This is a genomic window from Nonomuraea sp. NPDC050022, assembly GCF_044460705.1.
Taxonomy (GTDB): domain Bacteria; phylum Actinomycetota; class Actinomycetes; order Streptosporangiales; family Streptosporangiaceae; genus Nonomuraea.
This window is the reverse complement of record NZ_JBITKE010000006.1, coordinates 66,774-86,096: the sequence shown is the minus strand read 5'-3', so window position 1 is coordinate 86,096 and position 19,323 is coordinate 66,774. Positions and strand designations below refer to the sequence as shown.

The window sequence follows — 19,323 nt, the reverse complement described above, 5'->3', positions numbered from 1 at the left end:
GCCACGAGGTGAGGCATCTGGGGGCACTTCCTTGGGGTGCGGTCGGCAAGTGGGACAGGCGGGATTTCTCCGGTAGCGGAGCATTTTTGTGGCCATCCGCAAAAATGCAGGTCAGGGGTTCGGGGGGAGGGTTGGGGAGGGCCTGTGCGTTAACGCCCTAGCAAAAGTTCTACCGGCCGGTAACTTACGTGCTAGGCCGTTAATGTGTAGACCCTCCCCAACCCTCCCCCGATTCGCGTTAGTGCAGGTCAGGGGTCTCGGACTCGACAAGTAACCCGATGCCCTTGAAGGTCATTGAGCCATGCGACTTCACCTTGTCGAACCCGCGTTGCACGAGCGCGTTGCTGAACGCCGTCTGGCTGCCCGACTCGATCCCTTCGGAGGTGCACCACCGTGTCCAAGCCGTGTAGAGCTGAGTGGCGTTGACGGACACGAACCCCGCGGTCGTGCACCGGCTGGCGAGGAACCGCGCGAGCGCGTCGGAGTCATCGCGGTACTCCTTCGTGGCTTTGGTCACCGCGTCCGGCTCGTCGAGGCCGTTCACCTGCCAGAAGGCGTATCCCTCGACCAGCCACGTGAGAATGCCGTCAGCCTCCAGGCGCAACCGCTGGGGTAGCTCTCCGTCGCGCTCGGCCGCGGGGATCACCACGTCGAACGGGACGAGCCGCAGGCGACGCCAGATGCCCTCATCGGCGCCGCGGACGACTGGCCGGTAGTTCGACGCCATGATGAAGGTGTGGGAGGGGTCGAACTCCCAGAAGTCCTCACGCATACGGCGGGCTGCGATGGGGTCGCCACCGGTCAGCCGCTTAACGGTGCCCTCGGCAAGGCGGCGGCCCTCGTCGAACTCCTGGATGACGGCGAGTCGGGCACCGAACAGGCTGGCACTGGATGTCGGGTGGAAGTTGCCCGACCGTTCGGCCAGCAGCTCCGGGTCAGGGGTGACCGCGTAGTCGCCGAGCACGTAATCGACCGACCCGAGGAGCGTTCCCTTGCCGTTCGCGCCGACGCCGTAGAACACGGCGAGGATGTGTTCCTGCACCAAGCCGAGCAAGCTGTAGCCGAGCAGGCGTTGCACGAACGCCCTCACAGGCTCGTCGGGCAGGATGCGCTCTAGGAACTTGCGGAACTCGGGCGCTTCGGCGTCGGCCCTGAACGCGGCCTTGGTCACCTTGGTCAGGTGCAGCATCGGGTCAGGGGGGAGCAGTTCACCCGTGCGCAGGTCGAGCACGCCGTTTGCGCAGTTCAACAGATAAGAGTCTGCGTCCAGCGCGGACGGGTCGAGGGCGATCAGCTTCTCTGTGCCCGCGAGGGACAGGATGCCGGCGACGCCCCGTGAGCTTTCCAGCCGCTTGGCTGCGCTCACGATGGCCTTGCCGCCGTCGTCTTCGTCTACCTCTTGTGCCCACTCCAGCGCTCCGCGGGCGACAGCTTTGGCGCGGCGCTGGGTACGGCCCGTGGTGTCGAGCTCCCACCGTGCGCCGTCCCACACCATCCACTTCTTCCACACGGGGATGTAGCGCAGCTCGTCCCCGTAGGCGGCCACCAGGCGGCGAGCGTGCCCCAGCTCCGTGTAGGGCTCGCTGGGGGCGGGGTCCTCTTCAAGGACGAGCGGCTTGCGGGCCTCGCGCAGCTCCCGATTGGCAAGGACGGCAGCCTCCGCCTTGTCGTACCCGAGATCTATCAGCTTGGCCTTGTCGGGCTCGCCCCCTAGCGCGGCATCGAACGCTGCCGCAAAGGACGTGGCGGGCTGTACCACCCCGCTGCAGTGAGTGTGCTCGGTTGAACCGCAGTTGCCGCACGTGAGGAGCGCCAACACCTCCTCGTCGGACAGCCCCAAGAACTTGTGGTCGGTCACGCGCGCCCCTTCCCGATGGCGCGCACCTTGGCTGCGAGCGCCTTCCATGCCTGCTCGATCTCGTGTTCGGCCATGCCGCGCCCGACATCGAGACCGTGTTCCCAGCCGAGCCGGAACCCGTCCTCGAATGCGCTGCTCTCCCGCTGCCGCTGCCCCTCGTAGTCCGCGAGCAGCTGCAGCATCTTGTCGACGTCGCTCATCACGCGGCCCGCCTTCCACGCCTGGTGACGCGCGGCGCGTGCAGGGCGAGCTCGTACTTGGTTCCGCACCGCGCCTTACGGGCGAGCAGCGCGGGCGTGACGCCCTTGACCTTGTGGTTGTGCCAGTCCCCGCAGTCGCACGGCTGGTCGAGCACGATCAGCGTGGTCACGGTGCCCCATGCGGGCGGGTACGCGGTTGCGCTCCTCACGATGGGGAGTTGCCGCGGGAAGTAGTTCCGCTTGTCGGCCCGAGCCTGTACGGTGGGGCTGTCTTCTGTGGCCTGCTGGCCGCTTTCGAGAGCCGCCCCTGGCCGGGCGGCTTTCGTGTTTTCAGGCGGCGACATCGGCACCACCACCGAGCTTGGCCAGGATGTCGGCGGTAATGACTCGCGTGACGCCCCCAGCCTGAATCAGCCTTGCCGGGAACTCGTTGCGCTTCACCAGCTCGTACGAGTAGGCACGTGAGATGCCGAACGCCGTACCGCCCGTGGGCACGTCCACGCTGGCAGGCCACCGCTTGATCTCGTCCAGCGTCGGCACCGTGAAATCAGCGCGCTTCCGCATATCCCCCCCAATGAGAGTGAACAGACTTACGAGTGGCAGTGAACCGCACCGACAAAGATTTCGTCAACTCAGCCTGTACAGACTCATGGGTCACATCGACCAAAGTTGTGGACGAGAGTGGACTCCCGTACGGTTCTGGCCATGACGCACCGTTGGCTTGTTGACCCCGACCTGCACCCTGACGTCCCGAAGGGCGACGCATACGGCTCGCAAGAGCTTGAAAAGAAGCTCAAAGAGGACTTCGGCGGCGACATGTGGCGGGTTTTCCACCAAGGGACGATCTTCCCCAGCGTCGGCGTTGGCGCCGGCTATACGAGAGACGAGAACGGCAGGTTGGTCCTATCTGCGGTGATCCTGGTCGGCGATGCCGTGACCACTGACATCGTGCGTCGCGTGCCGGTCGTGGAGCTGGAGAACAGCGTCAACATCGGCCCGACAGGCGTACGGGAAGAGGTCGACAAGCTTCCTCCCCTGCGCCGGAGTCCCGAGATGTCCCCCGAGGAATTCAGCCGCCTGGTAGCTCAGCACTACCTGACGTGGGCGCGCGGCGTACCTCACCCCGTAGCAGCGATGGCGGCAGACGCGGGAGCAAAGCTGCCTACGGTGCACACCTGGGTTAGAGAGGCGAGGCTGCGTGGCTTCCTGCCACCGGCCAAGCGAGGCAAGGCGAGCAGGAAGGAGAGTTAGTGCCCAAGATCAAGATGATCACGCTCAAGGACGGCACCACACGTTATCGGTTCGTCGTGGACATCGGGCGTGACGAGAACGGCAAGCGCCAGCAGCTCACAGTCACAACGGATACGAAGACACAAGCCAAGAACGAGCTCGCGCGGATCACGCACCAGCGGAACACGGGCACGCTGGTTGCGCCGAGCGGCATGACCGTGAACGAGCTGCTCGACACCTGGGTTAAGGCGGCGACCAGGGATGTGGAGGAGGGGACGGCCAGCAACTACGAGAACGCCATCCGCCCCGTACGAGTCCGCCTCGGGCATAAGCCGCTGCAAGGGCTAACCGAGGACGACATCGAGGACCTGATCAGCTACATGCTCACTGAGGGGCGGCGCCGCGGCGGCAAGCCGGGAACGCCGCTCGGCCTCCGCTCTGTTCGGCTCACACTCGGGCGGTTACGAGCCGCACTGAATCTGGCCGTACGCCGGCAGCTGGTCGGGCGGAACGTGGCCGAGCACGTCACCATCTCACGTGAGCAGAAGAACAACGCGGCCACGCCGAAGGTCCGCCCCTGGACCGAGACGGAGGTCAAGGCGTTCATCACTGCGATCAGCGGACACCGACTGTTCGCGGTGATGCTGCTCGCGCTGATCGCCAACCGGCCTGCGGAGGTGTGCGGGCTGCGCTGGGAGGAGGACATCGACCTCGACACGGGCACGATCGCCATCGCAAACACGAGGACGATCGTCTACGACCGCTCCCTCGAGAAGGGGGAACGTAACAAGGTGGTCGAGAAGGGCGCCAAGTCCGACGCCGGGGAGCGAACCTTGCCAGCGCCGGCGCCAGTCCATCGGGCGTTACGCACGTTCAAGGCGCTCCAGGCTGCGGAGAAGCTCGCGGCGGGCGAGGCGTACGAGGACAGCGGTTATGTGCTCGTCGATGAGCTGGGGCGGCCGTGGAAGACGGACAAGCTACGCCGTGCGGCGTACCGGCTCATGGAGGAGGCCGGAGTCCGAAAGGTGCGGCTATACGACGCTCGCCACGCGTGCCTGTCGTGGATGGCCAACAACGGCGTGCCGGACACCGTGGTGTCGGCGTGGGCGGGTCACTCGGATCTGTCGTTCACCAAAAGGACGTACGTACACCCGGACCCGGAGAGTCTGAGGGCCGGTTCGGACAAGCTCTCTGAGCTACTCGGCTGAGCAAGATCAAGAGCGGTTGTGAGAAATTGTGAGACGCCCGGTCCTAGAAACGAGCAAGGGCCTTGTCTCACCGAAGTGATTCAAGGCCCTAACCTGGACTTTCGTCCTTCTCAACCGTCGGGACGACAGGATTTGAACCTGCGACCCCTTGACCCCCAGTCAAGTGCGCTACCAAGCTGCGCTACGTCCCGGTTTGTGTCGATCACCCCCTGCGGGGCGAGACGTCATAACCTTAGCGCACATCAGAACCGCACGTGTACTCAGCGGGAGGGGCTCGTGGGGCGTAGGCCGACCGTCGATCGGAGTGAGCTGGCCAGGCTCGTCGCCGAGGGGATGAGTGTGCAGGAGTTGGCCGCGCACTTCGGGGTCAGTGAGTCCGGGGTGCTGCAGGCCAAGCGGGCCGCGGGCCTGGCCAAGCCGATGCTCGATCACAGCCGGGCCGTACCGTGGAAGCTGGAGCGGAAGCACGCGCAGTCCGGGCCCGCCACGAACCTGCGGAACCTGTCCGCCGCCGCGCAGGGGAAGCCGCCGGCGGCCGAGCGGTTGAACACTGCCTTGCGGTGGGCGCAGCGGCTGGTCGATGCCGGGCTCGACGTCGGCTACGACAGCGTGAGCGGGTTCAGGGAGGTCGCCGCCGCCCCTGGTGACTCACACGTCGCTACAGTGCTGGAAGCGGCCAGGAAAGCGCTGGAAGGCCGCTGACACCGGCGTTTCGGGCGCTCGTACGGGGGCAGTCGCTGGTCTCGACATTAGAGACCGGAGGCGAACATCATGTCCACCTTGATCTGGGTGGTCGTCGTCGTGGTCGCGGTGGTGGCCCTCGCCGCAGTCGGCTACGTGGTGTTGCAGCAGCAGCGCCGCAGCCGCCTCCGCGCACGTTTCGGCCCCGAGTACGAACGCCTGATGGCGGAGCACGACAGCAGGCACGACGCGGAGCAGGAGTTGCTCGCCCGTGAGCAGCGCCACTCCGAGCTGGACATCCGGCCCCTGCCGGAGGAGTCACGTGACAGCTACGCCGCCCGGTGGAACGAGGTGCAGGAGCGCTTCGTCGACGCCCCCGGGTTCGCGGTATCCGAGGCCGACCAGCTGGTGGCGGCGGTCATGGCGGAGCGAGGCTACCCCACGGAGGACTTCGAGCAGCGGGTGTCCGACCTGTCCGTCGGGCACGGTGCCACCCTGGACCACTACCGGGCGGCCCACGAGATCAGCGGGCGCGCCGCCAGGAAGGAGGCCTCTACCGAGGACCTCCGTCAGGCGATGGTGCACTACCGCGCGCTCTTCGAAGAGCTCCTACAAGAGACCACGCGAGGACGGTGACCGATATGACGAGCGACGAGCTGAAAGTGCCGTCGCAACGGGCGGACCAAGTCGACGATGATGCCCGGGGGCACGACGACGCCCCCAGGGACGGTCTCCGCACGGACGATGACCGCGCACACGACTTCCGTACGGACGATGACCGCGTGGGCGGCTTCCGTGCCGATGCCGTTCCAGACGATGATGCCAGGGACGACGGCTCCCCCAAGGACGACTTCCGCGCGAACGACACCCCCACCGCCGACCTCAGCAGGGAAGACAGCGTCCGTGACGAGCGGTCGCAGGTCGACGCGGAGAACGACGAGAACGACGAGAACGACGAGGGGAATGGCGCCCGCCACCACAAGCCGTACGCCCCGACGGGCGGCGACATGCTGGCGGATTCCGAGCCCGAGTACGGCGGCGGCACCGACGACGTGGCCGGCGAGCCCATGGTGGTGGAGAGCGCGCCGGCCCACGCCGCCCCTCAGTCCGTCGTCCTGTTCGACCAGGACCCGGCCGAAGTGCAGGGCCGCTGGCGCGAGCTGCAGACCTCGTTCGTGGACGACCCCAGTGACGCCGTCCAGCGGGCCGAAGGACTGGTCGAAGAGGTCGTCGAGGCGATCACCAGCGGTCTGACGGCTCGTACGGGCGAGCTGCGCGACCGCTGGAAGGGCGCTGGCGACACCGAGCAGCTACGGCTGGCCCTGCGCGACTACCGGGTCGTGCTGGAGCGGCTGCTCACCCTCTCAGGCCACGAGACAGGGCACGAGACATCAGGGCACGAGACAGGTCTCGCAACAGGCCATGAGACGAGCCACGCAACCGATACGGCCTACGGAACGAGGTAACGGGACATGCTGGCGATAGTCGCGGCGATCATTTTCGGCCTGGGCTTCCTGCTCGACCTGCTGAACGTGCGCATCGGGTCAGGGATCTCCGGCACGACGTTCATGCTGCTCGGCCTCACCCTGCTGGCGCTGCACCAGGCGGGCATCGGCACGGCCAGCGTCAAGAGCTACGGCGGCTGGCGAGGCCGTACCCGCCGATAACGAACGCCGATAGCGGACACAGCACGACAGCGCGCGGCGCACTCGATGATCACGAGATGATCACGGGGCGTCGCGCGCGCACATGTCGATTCATGTCTGGTGAGATCAGGTCTTGCTGGGGAAGCGCATGGTGACCGTGCTGCCCTCGCCGCCCACCCGCAGCGACAGGTCGGAGGAGAGCAGGCGGGCCACCCAGAGTCCCATCCCGCCCACCGAGCCGGGCATCGGGCCGGGCTTCCAGGTGCCCTCGTCGTGTACCTCGACCACCAGTTCGCCGTCGTGGACCCAGGTGCGGAGCTGTGCGTCGACCGTGCCGTGGGTGACGGCGTTGGTGGCCACCTCGTTGACGGCGATGACGAAATCGCCCACCGCCTCTTCCGCCATGCCCACCTCGCGGGCCTCGGACGCGGCGAACTGGCGAACCCGCGGGAGGTCCGGCAACCGGAAGCTCAGCTTTTTCACCGGCGCGCCCGGTGGCGGGCTGATGGAGCCCGCCTGAGGATCGACATCCTCGTTCACCCGGTAACCGCCTTAATCAGCTGACTAGCTCACTACGTAGCTGGTCCAGCACTTTACGGAGGATTCGCGATACATGCATCTGCGAGATGCCGAACTCTGCCGCTATTTCGGCTTGTGTCATGTTCCCAAAGAAGCGAAGCAGCAGGATGTGCTTCTCACGCGACGGCAGCGCGTCGATCAGCGGCTTGACGGCCTGCCGGTCGACCATCTTGCTCAGCGTATCGTCGTCCTCCGGGATGATGTCGCCGAGAGAGGCGGCGTCGTCCTCGGTTCCGAGCGGCGCGTCGAGCGACAGCGTGCTGTAGGCGGCCGAGGCGTCGAGCGTGAGCAGGACGTCCTCCTCGCTGATGTTCATCTTCGCGGCCAGTTCGGCCACGGTCGGGGAGCGTCCCAGGTCCTGGCTGAGATCGGCGACGAGCCGGTTCAGCTCGGAGCGGCGCTCCTGATAGAGGCGCGGCACCCGGATGGCCCAGGTACGGTCGCGGAAGTGGCGCTTGACCTCGCCGGTCATCGTGACGACGGCGTAGCCCCTGAAGGCGTGGCCGAGAGTGGGGTCGAAGCCGTTGACGGCCTTCATGAGGCCGACGTACGCGGCCTGCAGAAGATCCTCCAGAGGCTCACCGCGGTAGCGGTAGCGTCTGGCGATCTCCATGGCGAGCGAGCGGTGCATCTCGACGATGCGCTCCCTCAGGCGTTCGCGGTGACTGTCGGTAGTGGCTTCGCCGGCCATTTCGGCCAGCAATTCTTCGGCGGTCAACTCCTCGAGGACGAATTCCCGCACAGCCATGGCTGCTCCTCATATGGGTCGCAGGGCCGCCTCCACCTGCAGGAAAAGCCCATGCAGAGGCCGGCCTCGCTCTACATCCGAGACGGAAGCCCTCTGCTGGACTTCGGATCCAGTGTCCCCCCTCACGGCAGAAGTATTCCTCCTTCGTGCGGTGACAGTAGGGTTGCCCCGTGACAATGCCGGAGAACGGCGAAGGGGCGGTGACGGCCCTGAGCCTTACGTCGTCGACCGTGGACGAGATCACGGTGATCAAGGTCGATGGCGTGCTCGACGCCACGACGCGCGAGCAGTTCGCCGACTACCTCTCTCTGGCGGGTTCCGAGCTGATCCTGGACCTGGCCGGAGTGACGTTCATGGACTCGCGCGCGCTCGGCCTGATCGTCCACCATTGGCAGACCAGCCTGGCATCGGGTGCCAGGTTTGCCCTGGTCGGCGTGGAATATTCAAAGTCAAAGGTCATGTGGATCACCGGGCTCGCGCAGCGGCTGCCGCTGTACGACACGCTCGACGACGCCTTGGCCGCCATTGGCTGAGCACATTCCACCAAGGCCGCTAGCGGCGGGACTTTTTCTGGTGCTCGTCGACCAGGAGCCTGGCCAGGTCCGCCACCTTGACCTGGTGGTGCTGTGAGATTCGGCGCAGTTCCTCGAAGGCCGCCTCGGACGAGCACCCGCTGGTCTTCATGATGATGCCCTTGGCCTGGTCGATCACCGAGCGACCGGCCAGGGCCTCCTGAAGCTGGGCGGCGTCCGTACGCGCTTCCTCGAAGTCCCACAGGTTGGCCATGGCCACGCCCACCTGCTCGGCCAGCATGTCGGCCAGCGCCTGGGCGGCCTGCGGGGAGAAGGCGGCCGGCCGTACCGAATAGAGGCCGATGACCAGCAGGACGGGGTCGAGCCGGATCGGCACGGTGAGCACCGAGCGCACGCCCCAGCGGGCGGCGAGCGGGGCGTAGCGCGGCCAGCGCGAGTCGCTGAGCACGTCCGTCACGACCACCCGGCCGCCGGTCAGCCTGGCGTCAGTCGACGGGCCCTCGCCGATGTCGCGTTCGCCTTCGACCAGCATGATGAGCTCGCTGTGCGAGCCCGACACCAGCACCCGCTGGTCCCGCCAGTGCTCGGCGGAACCGCCCGAGCAGCCGGGGACTCCGTCGGCCAGCGCGGTGGTCAGACCGCGCAGCACGCTTTCCGTTGAGTTGTCTTCGCCCAACCGCCCGAGAGTCGCCAGGTTACGGGCAAGTCCGGGGGTGATCATCGCCGTTGATTTCATAGCAAGCAAGCCCTACCCCTTATAGCTAGCATTATCCAGCGTGGCGTAGCGTCAGAGAATGACCATGCCCGGCCTCGAACACGCCCTGGACGCTCTGTCCGGACGTGTTTCCTCCCTGCGCGAGGCGCGGGCGGCCTACCCCTCCGACCTTGCGCCGACTCTAGACGCGGCACTCGCGGAGCTCGACACCGCCGCCGAGTTGCTGGCCGAGGCGCGTGAAGCGCTGCGCAACGCGCCCAAGCGGCAGGGGGGCAAGAAGGACGGAGGCCAGCGGGAGCTGAAGCTGCTGCGCCAGGTCTACCGGGCCTTCCCCGTGCCGGTGATCGTGCTGGACGGCGGCGGGGTGGTCCGGCGGATCAACCCCGAGACCTCGCGGATGCTGGGCAGCCCTGACGGCTACCTGGTCGGGCGGTCGTTCCCGCTGCTGGTGGACGTGTCGCGGCGAGCGGCGTTCCGTTCGCACCTGATGTCGGTGCTGCAGACCGGGCAGCCGGCGGCGTTCGAGTCGCGGCTGGCGCACCAGGGCCGGACCCATACCGTCCAGGTGGCCCTGACCAGGCTGACGATGCCCGGCGAGCCGCAGCAGATGGTGGCGGCCGTGGCGCTGCCGACCGAGGTGCAACTGCCCGAGCCGGGCGCGCGGCGGCCCGAGCAGTCCGACGGCGCGCTGCTGCTGGCGGCGGCCAAGCGCCAGGACCTGCTGGCCACGATGACCACGTTGCTGCTGGATGAGGAGGCGCTGCGGCAGCCTGTGGCGCTGCCCAGGGCGACGCGGCTGCTGGCGGCCGGCTGGGCCGACTGGGTGATCGCGGACGTGGTACGCGACGGTCTGGCCCGCCGCGCGGCCGTCGTGGCGCCCAAGGACCACCCGCTGGGCGACCTGGTACGCCAGATCGAGTCCGCCCAGCCGGCCGCGAGCCACGTGGTGACCCAGGTGCTGGAGCGCGGTTCCGGCGTGGTGCACGAGATGGTCGACGACGAGACGCTGCTGGGCTTCGGCGCCGACGGGCCGCTGCTGACGGCGATGGGCGCCGGCTCGATGCTGTGCGTGCCCATCGGCCCGGCCGACGGCGTGCTCACGCTGGTCAGGTCGCACGACCGGCCGCCGTTCACGCTGGCCGACCTGGGGGTCATGCAGGAGGTCGGGCTCCAGCTCGGGCTGGCGGTGCGTGCGCAGAGCAGCTTCCAGAGCCGTTCGCGGGCCGCCGACGCGCTGTCGGCCACCGTCGCGCCGCGCAACCTGCCGGACGTGCCCGGATACGAGGCCGCCGCGATCTACAATCCCGGCGCTTCGGTCGGCGCCGAGTTCTACGACGTCTTCCCCGTCGCGGACGGCTGGGCGTTCGCCCTCGGCGGCGCCGCGGGCAAGGGCGAGGAGGCGGCGTCGGTCAGCGCGATGGTCAGGGGCGGGGTCCGGGTGCTCAGCGTCTGGGAGTCCGATCCCGACGTGGTGCTGCGCAAGGTGAACGAGGCCCTGGTGACGCAGGGGACCGGCATGTTCGTGATGGTCGTGGCCGGGTTCGTACGGGGGCGCAGGATCCGCCTGTCGTCCGCGGGGCATCATCCGGCCGCGCTGCTGCTGCCCGACGGGAGCGTCCGGTTCGCCTCGGGTGGTGGCGTGCCGCTGGGCATCTCGCCGGAGGCCGAGACCGAGGCCGAGGAGCTGACCGTCGCGGTGGGTGAGACGCTGCTGCTGTACTCCGAGGGGCTGATCTCCTCCAGGAACGAGGTCGGCGAGCCGTACGGCGAGGAGCGGCTGGCCGACGTACTGGGCAGATGCGCCGGTCAGGCGCCTACGACCATCGTGAAGGCGGTCGAGGCGGACCGGCACGCGTTCTCCGGCGGGCAGGTGTGGGACGAGATCGTGGTGCTGGCGCTGCGTGGCGTCTGAGTGGTGCCGGCTCTGCGGCGTCTGATCTGCGGGGGTTTGCGGTTGAGCCATCTTTGGGTAAGGTCGGGGGAAGAACGACGTGCCTAAGACGCAGGCACACCTTGAAAGCTGTTTTAACGCTGAGGTGTGCCATGAATATCGCGATCGTCGCTTCCGCTACCGGTAACAAGCGTCACCACATTCTCTCCGTAGCGCGTGAACTGGGACGCGAGCACCACGTCACCATCTACTCCCGTCGTGACAGTGCCGAGGGCAAGGCCAGGACGCGGGTGGCCCCGGGTGTGATGATGGAGCACATCGAGGTGGGCCCGGCCCGCGATCTCGCCCCCGCCGACGTCATGCCGTACCTCAAGGACGTCGGCCAATATCTGAGCCGGCGCTGGAGCCAGGAACGCCCCGATGTGATCCACGCCCACTCCTGGACCGGCGGCCTCGCCGCCGTCACGGGCGCCAGCGGCCTGGGGGTGCCGGTCACCCAGACCTTCCACACTGTCGACGCGGCCCACGTGAAGCTGGAGCGCGCGCTCGGCCGCAGCGCCAGAGCGGTCATCGCCGGCTCCGGTGACGAGGAGTCGGCGCTGATCCGGCTCGGCGTGCCGCGCCACAACATCGCCATCGTGCCGTACGGCGTCGACACCGAGCGCTTCCACCGCCAGGGCCCGGTCGCCACGCGCGGCAGCCGCAAGCGCCTGCTCCACCTGGGCCCGCTCACCCCCGAACGCGGCGCCCCCACGATCATCCGCGCGCTGCAGGGCCTCCAGGACGTCGAGCTGGTGCTCGCGGGCGGCCCCGAGCCGGACCTGCTCGACGGCGACCGGGAGGTACGCCGCCTGCGCGCTCTGGCCCAGCAGCTCGGCGTGGCCGACCGGGTGACCCTGCTCGGGCAGGTCAAGCGGACCGCGGTGCCCAAGCTCATGCGCAGCGCCGACGCCGTGGTGTCGGTGCCGCGCGAGGCCACGACGGGGATCGTCGCGCTGGAGGCCATGGCCTGCGGTGTACCCGTGATCGCCTCGGCCGTGGGCGCGCACCTCGACTCGATCATCGATGGCGTCACCGGCCTGCTGGTGCCGCCGGACCGCCCCGCGCGGACCGCGCGCCTGGCCCGCGAACTGCTGACGGACCCGACGCTGCGCACCGCGCTCGGCTACGCGGGCGCTGACCGCGCCCGTTCGCGCTACTCGTGGGAGCGGGTCAGCCAGGAGCTGGTGCGGGTGTACGAACTCGCCTGCGCTTAAAGTTCCTTTTATGCTGATTCACCCTTGGGACGCGGGCACCGACGAGCAGTCCCTGGCGTACGTGAAAGACCACCAGTTCGGGCACCTGATAGCCGCGGGCCACGGCCGTGAGGTGCCCGTCGTGGTGCCGACGCAGTTCCTGCTGGTGGATGAGCGGACGATCGTGCTCCACCTGGCCCGGCCGAACCCGATCTGGGCGGCGATCGACGAGAACCCCAAGGTGGTCATGTCGGTGGCGGGCCCCTGGGCCTACATCCCCGGCCGGTGGCGGGCCGAGCCCGGTGCCGAGCCGGAGCTGGGCGTGCCGACCACGTTCTACTCCTCCGTCCAGCTCATCTGCCGGGCCGAGATCGTCAAGGAGGCCGAGGGCAAGCTGGAGATCCTGCGCGAGCAGCTCGCCGACCTCGAACCCGGGCAGGGCGATCCGGCCCGGATGCCGCGGCTGATGTCGGGCATCCAAGGGATCCGGCTGGCGATCGAGGAGATCCGCGGCAAGTTCAAGTACGACGGGCACAAGGACGACGCTCACCGGCAGCGGGTCGCCAAGGGGCTGACCGAACGCGGCGGGCCCGGCGACGCCTCAGCCCTCAGCCACCTGTAAGACGCGTCAGCCCTCAGCCATCCGTAAGACCCGCCGGCTAGGGCGCCAGGAGGCGGGCCGCCTTGAGGCCCAGGTGGATGGTCAGCCGGTCGTCGCCCTCCGACAGGTCCCGGTGCAGCGTCCGCTCGGCCTTGCCCAGCCGGTAGTAGAGCGTCTGGCGGTGGATGCCCAGCTCGGCGGCCGTCTTCTGGGCGTGGCCGCCATGGTCCAGGTAGACCTCCACGGTGTGCGCCAGCTCGGCGTCCAGCGCCCCCGTCTCGGCCGCCAGCTCGCGCAGGTCGCTCTGGCCGAGCCGGGCCAGCAGCCGGTGCACGCCCAGGTCCTCCCACCGGGCGACGGGCGCGAAGCGGGGGAAGTGCTCGGCGACGCGCAGCGCCTGCCGCGCCTCGCGCCAGCTCTGCCAGGCCTCCGCCGGGTCCGCCCGGGGGGCGCCGGTGCCGGCCGCCGTGCCGTACGCGCTCTGCAGGGTGTGGGCGACCTCGGCGGCCAGGTGCGCGGGGGCGAGCAGCGCGACGGGCGAGCCGGCGCGGGCCAGCACGCCGCGCGGCAGCGTCCAGAGGGCGGCGACGCGCTCCTCCGACTCGCGGACGGCGATCGCGGTGACGGGCCCGAACACCTCGATGGAGGCGCCGGCCCGCTCCTCCGGGTCGGCCGAGAGCAGGGCGCGCAGGCCGTGGCCGAGGTCGTGGCGGCTCCTGGCCTCCTGGGCGAGCGCGGCGGCGGCCCTGGCGACGAGCGGGGCCGCCCGGCTCAGCGCCTTCTCGGTGAGGCTGCCCGAGTCGAGCAGCCACAGGTAGCCGTAGGTGACCTCGCCATGGCGCAGCGGCCAGCAGACCCTGGCCAAGACCTTGAGGTCGGCGTCCGCGGGGATCCTGACCGGGCCGTGGGCGCGGGCGATGCCGTAGCGTTCGAAGTAGTCGCGGACCTCGCCGGTGGCGCGCCTGCGCAGGATCGACTCCTGGCGGACGGTGTCGATGTCGCCGTGCTGCGCGCCATACGCCAGCAGGCGGAACGAGCGGTCCTCCAGCGTCGCGGACGCCCCCAGCAGGCGGGCGAGCTCGTCGACGGTCTCCTGTAGATCTGCCGAGTTGTGCATTTGTATGACAGCCTGCCACACGTGGCGTTACGCGCGTCGATGGCCCGGTTGTGAGCTGCGGTTTTAGGCTGAGAACATGCTGGGTCAACTGCTACTCGCCACCTCCCGGAGCGCGCTGGTACGCCGCTCGGTATCCGGCTTCCCCCTCACTCGCAAGGTCGTCGACAGGTTCGTCGCCGGTGAGAGCGTTCAGGAGGCCCGGACCGCCATCGAACGGCTGCGCGACGCCAAACTCGCCGTCACCGTCGACCATCTCGGCGAGGAGACCCGCGACGCCGGCGCGGCGGCGGCCACCGCGAAGGCGTACATCACGCTGCTCGACGCGCTGCGCCCGCTCGATCTCGGCCGCCGGGGCGAGGTGTCGGTGAAGCTGTCGGCCGTCGGGCAGCGGCTCGACGACGCGATGGCCCTGGAGCACGCCCGCGAGATCTGCGCCGCCGCCGACGCGGGCGGCTCGACCGTGACGCTCGACATGGAGGATCACACCACCGTCGACTCGACGCTGGCGATCCTGCGCAAGCTGCGCGCGGACTTCCCGTCGACCGGCGTGGCGATCCAGGCCTACCTGTTCCGCAGCGCGGACGACTGCCGCGCGCTGGCGGTCGAGGGCTCGCGGGTGCGCCTGGTCAAGGGCGCCTACCGGGAGCCCGCCTCGGTCGCCTACCAGGGCAAAAGCGAGGTCGACAAGGCGTACGTGCGATGCCTGCGGACCCTCATGGCGGGGCAGGGGTACCCCATGGTGGCGACGCACGACGACCGGATCATCTCGATCACCGAGCTGCTCGCCGACCGCTTCGGCCGCCGGCTCGGGTCCTATGAGTATCAGATGCTGTACGGAATCCGCACCGACCGGCAGGAGGACCTCGCCGGGGCCGGTCACACCGTGCGCGTCTACGTTCCCTACGGCGACGACTGGTACGGCTACTTCATGCGCCGCCTGGCCGAGCGGCCCGCCAACGTCGCCTTCTTCCTTCGTGCCCTTGGGGGTAAGTAAATGGACGCCATCAGCAACGTGCCGGTTCCCGCCAACGAGCGGGTCTACGGCTACGCGCCGGGCAGCCCGGAGCGTACGACGCTGGAGAACCGGATCAAGGAGCTGTCCGGGTCCTCGATCGATCTGACCATGACGATCGACGGCGAGCGGCGGCTGGGCGGCGGCGCGCCGATCGACGTGGTGCAGCCGCACAACAAGGCCTCCGTCCTCGGCCGCATTCAGGACGCCACGGCCCAGGACGTACAGGACGCCGTCGACAGCGCGCTGCGCGCGGCTCCGGCCTGGCGGGCGCTGTCGTTCGACGAGCGGGCGGCGGTCTTCCTCAAGGCGGCCGACCTGCTGGCCGGGCCGTGGCGGGCGACGCTGAACGCCGCGACCGTGCTCGGGCAGTCGAAGTCGGCGCAGCAGGCGGAGATCGACTCGGCCTGTGAGCTGATCGACTTCCTGCGGTTCAACGTGGCCTACGCGCGGCAGCTGTACGCCGACCAGCCGGCGTCGTCGCCCGGGGTGTGGAACCGGATGGAGTACCGGGCGCTCGAGGGCTTCGTGCTGGCGATCACCCCCTTCAACTTCACCGCCATTGCCGGAAATTTGCCGACGTCGGCGGCTTTGATGGGAAATGTCGTCGTCTGGAAGCCTTCGCCCACTCAGCAGTTCGCGGCGCACTTCACGATGCGCCTGCTGGAGGAGGCGGGCCTGCCGCCGGGTGTGATCAACATGGTCACCGGCAACGGCCAGGCGGTCTCCGAGGTGGCGCTCACGCACCCGCAGCTGGCGGGCATCCACTTCACCGGCTCGACGGCGACCTTCCAGCACCTGTGGGGCACCGTCGGCGCGAACATCGCCTCCTACCGCGGCTACCCGCGCCTCGTCGGCGAGACCGGCGGCAAGGACTTCGTCCTGGCCCACCCGTCGGCCGACCCGGCCGTGCTCGCCACCGCGCTGGTCAGGGGCGCCTTCGAGTACCAGGGCCAGAAGTGCTCGGCGGCGTCGCGGGCGTACGTGCCGCGCTCGGTCTGGTCGCGCATGCGCGACGACTTCGTCTCCGCGGCCGAGTCGCTGACCGTGGGCGACGTGGCGGGCGACCTGTCGACGTTCATGGGCGCGGTCATCGACGACCGGGCCTTCGCCAAGCACAAGGCGGCCATCGACCGGGCGCGCGCCGCCTCGAACATCGACCTGCTCACCGGCTCGTACGACGACTCCACCGGCTATTTCGTGAAGCCGACGATCCTGGAGTGCGCCGACCCCACGGACGAGATCTTCGTCAAGGAGTACTTCGGGCCGATCCTGGGCGTACACGTCTATGAGGACGGCGACTTCGACGCGGTGCTCGACCAGATGGAGAGCGTCTCGCCGTACGCGCTGACCGGGTCGATCATCGCCCAGGACCGCTACGCGATCGCCTCGGCCTCGGAGCGGCTGCGCTTCGCGGCGGGCAACTTCTACATCAACGACAAGCCGACGGGCGCGGTCGTGGGCCAGCAGCCGTTCGGCGGCGCCCGCGCCTCGGGCACCAACGACAAGGCGGGCTCGATCTTCAACCTGATCCGCTGGGTGAACGCCCGTACGATCAAGGAGACCTTCGTCCCGCCGGTCATCACGGGTCCTTACCGGGGTGACATTCCGCAGACGGCGTTCGAGCAGCCGGACCTGAAGAAGCTGGGTTACTGAGGTCCAGCGGCTGAACAGGTGAGGCACCCCGGGCCCGGGGTGCCTCTTACCTATGGCCGGCGGCACGAACCAGCCGACGGGCCGTCCCGTCACCCGCCCGCACGTGGGACGTCCGGTCGCTCGGCCCCTTGAGCTGGAGTTTTGCGCTCAGACGGAAACCTCTGGATGGTGCCGACATGTTGCGGCACCCTGGCCAGGCACCGGGGAAAGCGTTCGTCCTTCACGAACTCGACGAAGGTGTGGGGCACGTTCTGCTCCGCAGGTGGAGATCGTCCTGGTGCCGGCGGGGGCCCGCATCGGGGAGGCGACGGGGGTCCATATGCGATTACAGGTGCTCGGGCCGATGCGGTTCTGGACCGGTTGCGACTGGGCTCCGATCCCCAGCCCGCGCCCCCGAACCCTGCTGGCCCTGCTGACGATCGGCGCGGGGCGGCCGATCACTACGGGACACATGATCGCCGAGCTGTGGCCGGTCAAGCCGCCGCCGACGGCGGCCACTCTGCTCCGGGGCTACATCCTGCAACTGCGGCGCGCACTCGGCGACGACGGCGGCGAGACGATCATCACCCGGGCGTCCGGCTACGAGATCCGCCGCGCCGCCGACGAGACCGACGTCGCCCGCTTCGACGCCCTGACCGCGCAGGGGCGCACCGCGCTGGTCAAGGGTGCCGCAGGGGAGGCCCACCGGCTGCTCTCCCAGGCGCTCGCCCTGTGGCGCGGCGAGCCGTACTCCGACACCCTGCCCACCACGACGGTGACCGCCGAGGTGAGCAGGCTGGGCGAACGCCGGCTCACCGCCACCGAGGCCCGCATCGAGGCGGGCCTGCTGCAGGGGCGGGGGCCCGAGCTCATCCACGAGCTCCAGGGCTTGACCAGGGAGCATCCTCTGCGGGAGGGCCTGTGGGCGCAGCTCATGCGCGCGCAGCACGCGGCCGACCGCCGCGCCGACGCCCTGGAGTCCTACCGGCGGGCGCGGCAGACGCTGGTGGAGGAGCTCGGCCTCGAGCCTGGACCTGACTTACGAGAGCTGCACCATGCCATTCTCGAGGGCCGGTCCTTACCTGGTCCGGGCATATCCACTCGCCCCACAGCCATCCTCGGCGCCGCCCAGGAGGGCCCCGCCTCGGCATCGCCGCCTCTGGAACTGCCCCGGGACGTTCCGGCGTTCACCGGCCGGCAGGAGGATTTGGCCTTCTTACAACGTTTCATGACCAGCTCCGGCGGGCCGGGAGCGGTCGTGATCACGGGGGGCGGCGGTATGGGCAAGTCGGCACTGGCCATTCATCTGGCCCACCGCTTACGTGACCACTTCCCTGGCGGACATCTGTACGTCGACCTGCAGGGATCCCGGGAAGAACTGAAGCCGCTCCAGAGCACCGAAGCGCTGGGACGCATGCTGCGGGCCCTTGGTGTGGCAACACGAGATCTGCCAACGGAGACCGTCGAGGCCGCCGCCCGTTTCCGGTCCCTCACGACAGGCCGCGGCATGCTGGTGCTCCTGGACAACGCGGTGGACACAGCCCAGGTCGAGCCGCTGCTCCCAGGTGAGCAATGTGGCGTCCTGGTGACCAGCCGGCGTGCCCTGACGACCATAGGCTGCACCGTCCACCATCTGAACGCCCTGTCCGACCAGGAATCCCTGACTATGCTCGGCAGGCTGGCGGGCGAGGAACGCGTCACCGCCGCCCCCGAGGCGGCCCGGCGAATCGCCCGCTGCTGCGAAGGCCTCCCCCTGGCCGTCCGCATCGCCGCTGCCCGCCTGATGTCCCGCCCGCACTGGTCTCTACACTGGCTGGCGGACAAGCTGAAGAGTGAACAACACCATCTAGACGAGCTGGAAATAGACGACTTATCGGTTCGTTCCGCCCTCGCCGTTAGTTTCCGCGACATCGAAGGCGACGCCAGCGGACCAGACATGGCACGGTTGCTATGTCTCCTGGCCATCTCTCGTCAATCCCACATCATCGTCGCCCTCGCGGCGGAACTCGACGACGGGAACTTCAACCAGGCCGAGAAGCTACTCGAGAAGCTTCTCGATGCCCGCCTCCTGAACTCTCCTGAACCGGGCCGCTACCAAATGTCAGAACTTGTACGACTGTCGGCTCTGGAGCGGGCCTGCCGCCACATTCCGCCGCACGAACCGAACGCGCCGGGAAGGTCGATCCACCACACGTCCGAGGCCGTACCACTTCCTCGCCTACTCAACTCATCCCGGGCCGTGCCGGCGAACTAGTCAAGGCCGCTCACATGACGACACATCTCTTGCCGGCTTAGCGCGGTCGCCTAACGCCTCCATCTCGTGGAATCGAGTTGTCGATGCGAGTCGAAACGTGTGCGGGGAACCCGTTCGATCGGTTCCCCGCACTGCGCTCGCCGGTCAACGCTCCACAACATCGCCGGCAGCGAATCGATT

General features: G+C 68.6%; 21 protein-coding genes and 1 tRNA gene. 13 read left to right on the top strand and 9 right to left on the bottom strand.

Annotation, left to right across the window (positions count from 1 at the left end; all coding sequences use genetic code 11):
- Nucleotides 1-238: 238 nt before the first annotated feature.
- From ACIBO2_RS26180 to ACIBO2_RS26165, 4 genes are read right to left on the bottom strand one after another with little or no spacing between them, the layout of a single operon-like run.
- Nucleotides 239-1,858 (bottom strand): phage/plasmid primase, P4 family, encoded by a 1,620-nt coding sequence (locus ACIBO2_RS26180; RefSeq protein ID WP_397300021.1) that lies wholly within the window; start codon nt 1,856-1,858, stop codon nt 239-241.
- Nucleotides 1,855-2,058 (bottom strand): hypothetical protein, encoded by a 204-nt coding sequence (locus ACIBO2_RS26175; RefSeq protein WP_397300018.1) that lies wholly within the window; start codon nt 2,056-2,058, stop codon nt 1,855-1,857. The genes ACIBO2_RS26180 and ACIBO2_RS26175 overlap by 4 nt, the downstream gene beginning before the upstream one ends.
- Nucleotides 2,058-2,402, bottom strand: coding sequence for a hypothetical protein (locus tag ACIBO2_RS26170; RefSeq protein WP_397300015.1), 345 nt, complete (start codon nt 2,400-2,402; stop codon nt 2,058-2,060). The genes ACIBO2_RS26175 and ACIBO2_RS26170 overlap by 1 nt, the downstream gene beginning before the upstream one ends.
- Nucleotides 2,389-2,622 carry a DNA-binding protein gene (locus tag ACIBO2_RS26165; protein WP_397300012.1) on the bottom strand — a complete coding sequence of 78 codons (234 nt, stop codon included), beginning with the start codon at nt 2,620-2,622 and terminating at the stop codon, nt 2,389-2,391. The genes ACIBO2_RS26170 and ACIBO2_RS26165 overlap by 14 nt, the downstream gene beginning before the upstream one ends.
- Before the next feature lie 141 nt (nt 2,623-2,763).
- On the opposite strand from ACIBO2_RS26165, the gene ACIBO2_RS26160 reads away from it, so the two are divergent.
- Together ACIBO2_RS26160 and ACIBO2_RS26155 are read left to right on the top strand one after the other, a co-directional pair.
- A complete protein-coding gene (locus ACIBO2_RS26160) occupies nt 2,764-3,309 on the top strand; it encodes a hypothetical protein (RefSeq protein ID WP_397300009.1) in 546 nt (181 codons plus the stop codon).
- Entirely contained in the window at nt 3,309-4,496 is a 1,188-nt protein-coding gene (locus ACIBO2_RS26155; protein WP_397300006.1) for a tyrosine-type recombinase/integrase, read from the top strand. Before ACIBO2_RS26160 ends, ACIBO2_RS26155 begins: the two co-directional genes overlap by 1 nt.
- A gap of 117 nt (nt 4,497-4,613) precedes the next feature.
- On the opposite strand, the gene ACIBO2_RS26150 is transcribed toward ACIBO2_RS26155, so the two are convergent.
- Nucleotides 4,614-4,687 (bottom strand) — tRNA-Pro (locus ACIBO2_RS26150).
- Between the two features lie 85 nt (nt 4,688-4,772).
- On the opposite strand from ACIBO2_RS26150, the gene ACIBO2_RS26145 reads away from it, so the two are divergent.
- The 4 genes from ACIBO2_RS26145 to ACIBO2_RS26130 all read left to right on the top strand — a co-directional run bounded on the left by ACIBO2_RS26145 (nt 4,773) and on the right by ACIBO2_RS26130 (nt 6,844).
- On the top strand, nt 4,773-5,198 hold the full coding sequence (locus ACIBO2_RS26145) for a hypothetical protein (protein WP_358555510.1): 426 nt from the start codon (nt 4,773-4,775) through the stop codon (nt 5,196-5,198).
- Between the two features lie 69 nt (nt 5,199-5,267).
- A complete protein-coding gene (locus ACIBO2_RS26140) occupies nt 5,268-5,813 on the top strand; it encodes a hypothetical protein (RefSeq protein ID WP_358555513.1) in 546 nt (181 codons plus the stop codon).
- Nucleotides 5,814-5,818: 5 nt separating this feature from the next.
- On the top strand, nt 5,819-6,643 hold the full coding sequence (locus tag ACIBO2_RS26135; RefSeq protein WP_358555516.1) for a hypothetical protein: 825 nt from the start codon (nt 5,819-5,821) through the stop codon (nt 6,641-6,643).
- A 6-nt stretch (nt 6,644-6,649) separates the two neighbouring features.
- Nucleotides 6,650-6,844, top strand: a complete 195-nt coding sequence (locus tag ACIBO2_RS26130) for a hypothetical protein (RefSeq protein ID WP_397300001.1) — start codon at nt 6,650-6,652, stop codon at nt 6,842-6,844.
- A gap of 105 nt (nt 6,845-6,949) precedes the next feature.
- Here ACIBO2_RS26130 and ACIBO2_RS26125 read toward each other — a convergent pair whose 3' ends face one another.
- Nucleotides 6,950-7,363, bottom strand: a complete 414-nt coding sequence (locus ACIBO2_RS26125) for an ATP-binding protein (RefSeq protein ID WP_357945833.1) — start codon at nt 7,361-7,363, stop codon at nt 6,950-6,952.
- A gap of 16 nt (nt 7,364-7,379) precedes the next feature.
- Nucleotides 7,380-8,150, bottom strand: coding sequence for a SigB/SigF/SigG family RNA polymerase sigma factor (locus ACIBO2_RS26120; RefSeq protein ID WP_358555519.1), 771 nt, complete (start codon nt 8,148-8,150; stop codon nt 7,380-7,382).
- Between the two features lie 176 nt (nt 8,151-8,326).
- On the opposite strand from ACIBO2_RS26120, the gene ACIBO2_RS26115 reads away from it, so the two are divergent.
- On the top strand, nt 8,327-8,683 hold the full coding sequence (locus ACIBO2_RS26115) for an STAS domain-containing protein (protein WP_357946367.1): 357 nt from the start codon (nt 8,327-8,329) through the stop codon (nt 8,681-8,683).
- 19 nt (nt 8,684-8,702) lie between these two features.
- Here the strand turns inward: ACIBO2_RS26115 and ACIBO2_RS26110 are convergent, their stop codons facing one another.
- Nucleotides 8,703-9,359 (bottom strand): GAF and ANTAR domain-containing protein, encoded by a 657-nt coding sequence (locus ACIBO2_RS26110; protein ID WP_358555522.1) that lies wholly within the window; start codon nt 9,357-9,359, stop codon nt 8,703-8,705.
- Between the two features lie 118 nt (nt 9,360-9,477).
- Between ACIBO2_RS26110 and ACIBO2_RS26105 the strand changes: the two genes are divergently transcribed.
- The 3 genes from ACIBO2_RS26105 (at nt 9,478) to ACIBO2_RS26095 (ending at nt 13,146) form a co-directional block, all read left to right on the top strand.
- Nucleotides 9,478-11,310 (top strand): SpoIIE family protein phosphatase, encoded by a 1,833-nt coding sequence (locus tag ACIBO2_RS26105; protein ID WP_358555525.1) that lies wholly within the window; start codon nt 9,478-9,480, stop codon nt 11,308-11,310.
- Nucleotides 11,311-11,441: 131 nt separating this feature from the next.
- The gene (locus tag ACIBO2_RS26100; RefSeq protein WP_358555528.1) at nt 11,442-12,545 is read left to right on the top strand and encodes a glycosyltransferase; all 1,104 of its coding nucleotides are present in this window, start codon (nt 11,442-11,444) and stop codon (nt 12,543-12,545) included.
- A 10-nt stretch (nt 12,546-12,555) separates the two neighbouring features.
- Entirely contained in the window at nt 12,556-13,146 is a 591-nt protein-coding gene (locus ACIBO2_RS26095) for an FMN-binding negative transcriptional regulator (RefSeq protein WP_358555531.1), read from the top strand.
- A gap of 37 nt (nt 13,147-13,183) precedes the next feature.
- Here ACIBO2_RS26095 and ACIBO2_RS26090 read toward each other — a convergent pair whose 3' ends face one another.
- Nucleotides 13,184-14,242, bottom strand: coding sequence for a helix-turn-helix domain-containing protein (locus ACIBO2_RS26090; protein ID WP_358555534.1), 1,059 nt, complete (start codon nt 14,240-14,242; stop codon nt 13,184-13,186).
- Between the two features lie 76 nt (nt 14,243-14,318).
- Between ACIBO2_RS26090 and ACIBO2_RS26085 the strand changes: the two genes are divergently transcribed.
- The 3 genes from ACIBO2_RS26085 (at nt 14,319) to ACIBO2_RS26075 (ending at nt 19,143) form a co-directional block, all read left to right on the top strand.
- On the top strand, nt 14,319-15,236 hold the full coding sequence (locus ACIBO2_RS26085; RefSeq protein WP_358555536.1) for a proline dehydrogenase family protein: 918 nt from the start codon (nt 14,319-14,321) through the stop codon (nt 15,234-15,236).
- Nucleotides 15,237-16,910 carry an L-glutamate gamma-semialdehyde dehydrogenase gene (gene pruA, locus ACIBO2_RS26080; RefSeq protein WP_358555539.1) on the top strand — a complete coding sequence of 558 codons (1,674 nt, stop codon included), beginning with the start codon at nt 15,237-15,239 and terminating at the stop codon, nt 16,908-16,910.
- 262 nt (nt 16,911-17,172) lie between these two features.
- A complete protein-coding gene (locus tag ACIBO2_RS26075) occupies nt 17,173-19,143 on the top strand; it encodes a BTAD domain-containing putative transcriptional regulator (protein WP_397299993.1) in 1,971 nt (656 codons plus the stop codon).
- Nucleotides 19,144-19,323 lie beyond the last annotated feature (180 nt).

What these genes read in the sequence shown, in the direction of transcription:
- ACIBO2_RS26090 (WP_358555534.1), bottom strand. Translation starts at nt 14,242, where the DNA reads ATGCACAACTCGGCAGATCTACAGGAGACCGTCGACGAGCTCGCCCGC.
- ACIBO2_RS26175 (WP_397300018.1), bottom strand. Translation starts at nt 2,058, where the DNA reads ATGAGCGACGTCGACAAGATGCTGCAGCTGCTCGCGGACTACGAGGGG.
- ACIBO2_RS26160 (WP_397300009.1), top strand. Translation starts at nt 2,764, where the DNA reads ATGACGCACCGTTGGCTTGTTGACCCCGACCTGCACCCTGACGTCCCG.
- ACIBO2_RS26165 (WP_397300012.1), bottom strand. Translation starts at nt 2,622, where the DNA reads ATGCGGAAGCGCGCTGATTTCACGGTGCCGACGCTGGACGAGATCAAG.
- ACIBO2_RS26170 (WP_397300015.1), bottom strand. Translation starts at nt 2,402, where the DNA reads ATGTCGCCGCCTGAAAACACGAAAGCCGCCCGGCCAGGGGCGGCTCTC.
- ACIBO2_RS26135 (WP_358555516.1), top strand. Translation starts at nt 5,819, where the DNA reads ATGACGAGCGACGAGCTGAAAGTGCCGTCGCAACGGGCGGACCAAGTC.
- ACIBO2_RS26100 (WP_358555528.1), top strand. Translation starts at nt 11,442, where the DNA reads ATGAATATCGCGATCGTCGCTTCCGCTACCGGTAACAAGCGTCACCAC.
- ACIBO2_RS26095 (WP_358555531.1), top strand. Translation starts at nt 12,556, where the DNA reads ATGCTGATTCACCCTTGGGACGCGGGCACCGACGAGCAGTCCCTGGCG.
- ACIBO2_RS26105 (WP_358555525.1), top strand. Translation starts at nt 9,478, where the DNA reads ATGACCATGCCCGGCCTCGAACACGCCCTGGACGCTCTGTCCGGACGT.
- pruA (WP_358555539.1), top strand. Translation starts at nt 15,237, where the DNA reads ATGGACGCCATCAGCAACGTGCCGGTTCCCGCCAACGAGCGGGTCTAC.
- ACIBO2_RS26130 (WP_397300001.1), top strand. Translation starts at nt 6,650, where the DNA reads ATGCTGGCGATAGTCGCGGCGATCATTTTCGGCCTGGGCTTCCTGCTC.
- ACIBO2_RS26085 (WP_358555536.1), top strand. Translation starts at nt 14,319, where the DNA reads ATGCTGGGTCAACTGCTACTCGCCACCTCCCGGAGCGCGCTGGTACGC.
- ACIBO2_RS26120 (WP_358555519.1), bottom strand. Translation starts at nt 8,150, where the DNA reads ATGGCTGTGCGGGAATTCGTCCTCGAGGAGTTGACCGCCGAAGAATTG.
- ACIBO2_RS26140 (WP_358555513.1), top strand. Translation starts at nt 5,268, where the DNA reads ATGTCCACCTTGATCTGGGTGGTCGTCGTCGTGGTCGCGGTGGTGGCC.
- ACIBO2_RS26115 (WP_357946367.1), top strand. Translation starts at nt 8,327, where the DNA reads ATGCCGGAGAACGGCGAAGGGGCGGTGACGGCCCTGAGCCTTACGTCG.